The sequence below is a fragment of the Pusillimonas sp. genome, from assembly GCF_035515275.1.
Lineage (GTDB): Bacteria > Pseudomonadota > Gammaproteobacteria > Burkholderiales > Burkholderiaceae_B > Pusillimonas.
On sequence record NZ_DATJBQ010000154.1, the window covers coordinates 1 to 4,699 of the forward strand.

The 4,699-nt window shown below is 57.4% G+C and carries 9 protein-coding genes; 3 read left to right on the forward strand and 6 right to left on the reverse strand.

Annotated features, from left to right (window positions below; translation table 11 throughout):
- On the forward strand, positions 1-363 hold a 363-nt coding region (locus tag VL003_RS11485; RefSeq protein ID WP_487047254.1), incomplete at its 5' end, for a dioxygenase family protein.
- A gap of 128 nt (positions 364-491) precedes the next feature.
- Here VL003_RS11485 and VL003_RS11490 read toward each other — a convergent pair.
- From VL003_RS11490 to rfbC, 4 genes are all read right to left on the reverse strand, one after another.
- Positions 492-911: a type II toxin-antitoxin system HicB family antitoxin gene (locus tag VL003_RS11490; protein ID WP_325442596.1), complete on the reverse strand. Its 420-nt coding sequence runs from the start codon at positions 909-911 to the stop codon at positions 492-494.
- A 43-nt stretch (positions 912-954) separates the two neighbouring features.
- Complete coding sequence (locus tag VL003_RS11495; protein WP_325442599.1) at positions 955-1,143, reverse strand: type II toxin-antitoxin system HicA family toxin; 189 nt, start codon at positions 1,141-1,143, stop codon at positions 955-957.
- A gap of 173 nt (positions 1,144-1,316) precedes the next feature.
- Positions 1,317-2,183 (reverse strand): dTDP-4-dehydrorhamnose reductase, encoded by an 867-nt coding sequence (gene rfbD / locus VL003_RS11500; RefSeq protein WP_325442601.1) that lies wholly within the window; start codon positions 2,181-2,183, stop codon positions 1,317-1,319.
- Positions 2,180-2,743, reverse strand: a complete 564-nt coding sequence (gene rfbC / locus VL003_RS11505) for a dTDP-4-dehydrorhamnose 3,5-epimerase (RefSeq protein WP_325442603.1) — start codon at positions 2,741-2,743, stop codon at positions 2,180-2,182. The genes rfbD and rfbC overlap by 4 nt, the downstream gene beginning before the upstream one ends.
- 34 nt (positions 2,744-2,777) lie before the next feature.
- Here rfbC and VL003_RS11510 point away from each other — a divergent pair, with 34 nt between their 5' ends.
- Together VL003_RS11510 and VL003_RS11515 are read left to right on the forward strand one after the other, a co-directional pair.
- Positions 2,778-3,140: a ribbon-helix-helix domain-containing protein gene (locus VL003_RS11510; protein ID WP_325442605.1), complete on the forward strand. Its 363-nt coding sequence runs from the start codon at positions 2,778-2,780 to the stop codon at positions 3,138-3,140.
- Positions 3,141-3,165: 25 nt separating this feature from the next.
- A complete protein-coding gene (locus tag VL003_RS11515; protein ID WP_325442607.1) occupies positions 3,166-3,471 on the forward strand; it encodes a type II toxin-antitoxin system RelE/ParE family toxin in 306 nt (101 codons plus the stop codon).
- Between the two features lie 59 nt (positions 3,472-3,530).
- Here the strand turns inward: VL003_RS11515 and VL003_RS11520 are convergent, their stop codons facing one another.
- The gene (locus VL003_RS11520) at positions 3,531-4,025 is read right to left on the reverse strand and encodes a MarR family winged helix-turn-helix transcriptional regulator (RefSeq protein WP_325442609.1); all 495 of its coding nucleotides are present in this window, start codon (positions 4,023-4,025) and stop codon (positions 3,531-3,533) included.
- 174 nt (positions 4,026-4,199) lie between these two features.
- Positions 4,200-4,699 (reverse strand): ABC transporter permease (locus VL003_RS11525; protein WP_325442611.1); only part of this gene is annotated, 500 nt, incomplete at its 5' end.

The window sequence follows — 4,699 nt, forward strand, 5'->3', positions numbered from 1 at the left end:
TACGAGTTCCGCACGCTGATGCCCGTAGGCTATGGCTGTCCGCCCCAAGGCGCCACGCAGCAACTGCTGAACGGGCTGGGCCGCCACGGCAACCGCCCCGCCCACGTGCACTTCTTTGTCAGCGCCGACGGCCAGCGCAAGTTGACCACGCAGTTCAACATTGAAGGCGACCCGCTTATCTGGGACGACTTTGCCTACGCGACTCGCGAAGACCTGATCCCCCCCGTTACCAACAAAACCGGCGGCAAGGCCCTGGGTTTGAAGGCCGACGAATACCAGGACATCGAGTTCAACTTTGTGTTGACCCCGCTGGTGGAAGGCAAAGACAACCAGTTGGTACAGCGCCAGCGCGCGGCGGCTTAAAGTTTAAGGCTTTAGGTTTAACCGCCTGGTACGCGCACAGGCCACTGTACGCAAGCGTAGTTCGTGCAGGGGCTAGTGCGTAGAGCTACAACGCTTCAACCGCGGGGTAACACCCGCGGTTTTTTTGTTCAAACCGCGCGTACGTCTAGCTGTTTGCCCAGCGCCCGTAAGGCCGCTTCAATCGCCTCGATTTTTGACGAATGGCGTAGGTCAAGCAGTCGGTCGACCTGCGGCATATGCACATTAAGGCGTCGGGCGAGATCGGCCTTGCGTACACCTTGACTGACCATTTCGTTGGCCAGCAAGACTTTGGAAGCCACAAGCACCGGCAAGGTTATGCACGGCTGCCCTTTGGCAGGCGCAGACGGCGCGGGTATGAGGCGCTTCTCGTCGAAATAGATCTCCAGAGCAGCTTCCAGAGCTTCCCGCCCATTAATCGCCGCCTCTGATGCAGAGTCAGCCACAGTAAGCGCTTCGGGCACATCGGGAAACTGAACCAAGAATGCACCGTTTGTGTCTCGGGTAAGGGTATAGGGATAGCTAAGCATAAGTCCTCACATTTAGCGCGAAAGCCTGTTCGCCGCTAAAACTTCAGTCTTTGATTCCGAGCTGCTTTTTTATTTCTTCGACCAATCCCTTACCAATTTCGCGCGAACCGTGATCAGGGAAAACAGTGGATTTCCCGTTTAATGTAACTCGGTAATGACTGCTACCAGATCGATGCCGCTGAAACGTTGCACCCTTCTTGCTCAGCCATCTTCTGAATTCGCTGTATTTCATTTCGTTCCTGAAACGAATACAGCTAAATTATACAACAAAGATGTTGTGTTTTCATGGTGCTCGACCTTGACCGAAATGGGCGATCGTACGCGGAAACAGTGGTCTTGGGCAGGTAGAGAGGACTGAAATGCCATCGTCCAAAGAACCATGGCAAATGGACCACGCAAGTGGTGCTACAACAGTATGGCGCGCACCACGTCCGGCAGGCTTTGCATCAGTTCTTTAGGGGGAAAGCCCAGCGCGGCCATTTTGCGGCAGTTCAGCACCGAGTAAAGTGGCCGGGGGGCGTCTGTGGGGTAATCGCTGGAGGCAATGGCGGTAAGCAAGCCGGCGCGGTTGCCGGGGTGAAGGCGGTCCGCGGTTTCCAGGATGGCGCGGGCGAAATCGTAGCGGCTAAGGGCGGTGGCGCCGCTGTAGTGGTAGATGCCGCCCGTGGCGCGGGGGTGGTTAAGCAGGCCGATTATGGCTGCGGCCAAATCGCCCGCAAAGGTGGGGGCGCCGACCTGGTCGTTAACCACGCGCAGGGGCTGGCCGCGCCGGGCGGCGTCCAGCATGGTGGTTACGAAGTTCTTGCCTGTGGCGCTGTAGACCCAGGCGGTGCGTATCACCAAGGCGTGGGGCTGGGCTTGAAGCACCCATTGTTCGCCTTGCAGCTTTGATTCGCCGTAGATGTTTAATGGGCTGGTGAGCGCGTTCTCGTCGAAAGGGCCGAATGAATGCGCGGCTCCGAAAACATAATCGGTTGATACATGCACCAGACGGGCGGCTACCTCGTTGGCGGCTTGCGCCAAATTACGGGGGCCGTATGCGTTGACGGCGAAGGCTCGATCAGGCTCGTGCTCGGCGCGGTCGACGGCGTTGTAGGCGGCTGCGTTAATAATTACTGCGGGGCGCAGGGCTTGTACTTGCGCGTGAACTGCCTCTGCGTCGGTAATGTCCAGCTGCTTCGAGCCCAATGCGGTCAGGCGCCAGTCTTCAGGCCGAAGCTGCCGTATGCTTCGGCCAAGCTGGCCGTCGGCGCCGGTAAGAAGTACCTTCATCGCGCTGGACACCGCCCCGCATCAAGCAGCTCTTTCAGCGTTTGGCCCTGTGCGTCTTTGTCGGAAAGCTGCGGCGCATCGCAGGGCCAGTCTATGCCCAGGTTGGGGTCGTTCCAGCGCAGACACGCTTCGCTTGCCGGGTCGTAATAAGCGGTGCATTTGTAGTCGACCAGGGCTTGCTCTGAAAGCACCAGAAATCCATGCGCGTACCCGGGCGGAATCCATAGCTGCTGAGGATTTTCTTCGCTAAGCGTCAGGGCCTGCCACTGGCCGAAAGTAGGCGAACCCAGGCGCACGTCTACGGTTACGTCGTAAACACTACCCTGCACCACACGCAGCAATTTGCCCTGCCCGTTAGGGTGCTGAAAATGAAGCCCGCGCAACACGCCGCGCACAGAGCGCGAGAAGTTGTCTTGCACAAAAGTCCCGTTCTGCCCCGGCAACTGCGTATAACGCTGCGCCCGAAACGTTTCCATGAAACAGCCACGCTCGTCGGCAAAAACCTGGGGCGAGATCAGCTTGATGTCCGGGAACGCAGTGTCGGTGAGTTTAAGGGGCACGATTAAAACGGCACGTTGAAGAAACAGCTAACCGTTGAGCAGTTTAAAGCATGGTGACTACAGCAATGAAACTGCACCCGATGTTATTTGGCAGTATGATGAATTGTTCCCGGCAGGCTTGCCCTTTTTACTCAGAAACATTAGCCTCAACGATATGAGTACGCTGAACATATCACTTACCGAATCGCTGCAGGGCTTTGTCGATGAGCAAGTTCGGCAGCGTGGCTACAGCACCAGTAGCGAGTATCTGCATGAACTGATCCGTCAAGATCAAGAAAGGCAGCAGCTACGCTTGTTGCTGCTGGAAGGTGCCTCATCCGAAGCGGCCGAAACCGTGAACGCCAAGTATTTTTCAATTTTGAGGCAGCGCGTCAAAAACTATAAAACCGGCAACTAGCGCTGTGTCACCGGCTAAACCCGTCGTGCTGCGCGCAAAAGCCGCCAACGACACCGACGAAGCCATTACCTACTATTTGGAAGCCGCCTCTAAGCGCGTCGCCGCAGGCTTTATTCAAGAATTAGAACAAGCGTACACACAGATCAGTCGTCATCCCAACATTGGATCCGCACGCTACGCATATGAGCTGAATTTACCGGGTTTGCGTACATGGCCCCTAGGCCGATACCCATACTTGATTTTTTATATTGAAACCCCCAGCGAAATCGATGTTTGGCGCATTTTGCACCAGCAGCGAAGCATTCCATCGTGGCTAGTTGCTGGCAACTAGCACCGACACCACAGTTCGCTATTTCTGCACACAGCTGCCGCGTCAGCGGTCGGGTCGATCTAGCGCGATTCGACCATGTTTTCGCGGATGCGGTTAAGCAGGTAGTGCAGGGTTTGTTGTTCTTCCATGCTCAGGTCTTTTACAGCGCGGGTGTAAATTCCCCAGGCCAGCGGCAGTACGTGGCGAAATTGTTCTTTGCCTGCGGGCAATATTTTTATGGCCACCATTCGGTTGTCGTCGGGGTTGGGCAGGCGGGCCACGTAGCCCGATTTTTCCATTACGGTCAGCGCGCGCGAAAGCGTGGCCTGGTCGACGCCGGTGTAATGGGCCAGGGCGCTGACGCCCAGGCCGTCGGTTTCGGTTAAAAACGCCAGTACGCGCCAGTGCAGCAGGGTCATGCCCTCGCTGCGCAGCACCTGTTGAAAGTCGGCGTTTAGCGCGGCGGTGGCCTGGTTAAGCACGTAGGGCATGAAGGTGTCGTGGCCCAGGTAAGGCGGTGCGCTTTCGGCGCTTTGCCGCTGCGATGTTAACGATTTAAGGTTCGCCGCATCCATGTGTTGCCCTTATCTTCCTATTGTATGAATACGGCACTTGCCGTTGTTGCACGCTTATTGCGTTGCCGGTGCCACGCCGCCCCCGGCTGCACGCATCTGGCCTGGCATGTTTTCAGTCGACAGGCTTACGCCGTCTGTGCCTGTATTGTTCCTGCGCACCTGTTCTGTTCCCACTTATCCGGAATGATCCACCTTGCGCTGAACGAATCCAATGAAACTGTTCAGCGCCAGCCCCACCGCGCAGATCCAGACCAGCGGTACGAACATGTCGAGCGTGCGGTAGGCGCGGGCGGCGACCGTCAGCATGTGACCCAGGCCGTCGGTCGAGGCGATCATTTCGGCCAGAAACACCACCACGCAGGCAATGACCCCGGCCACCCTTACGCCCGCCAGCACGGTGGGCACGATGGCGGGCAGCGTTACCTTCCATAAGCAGGCGGCGCGACTGGTTCCAGCGGCGCGGGCCGACCATATCAACTTTTGGTCTACGGCACGCGAAGCCGCCCAAGTGGCCATCAGCACCGGAAACAGGGCGTCGGCCACAATCAGCGCAATTTTAGACATGTTCTCGAAACCCAATATCAGGATAAAGGCCGGATAAAGGGCTATTTTCGGAATGGGCGCCAACAGGCGCACCAGGGCGTCGAGCACGGCGGCGCTTAGGCGCGACAGCT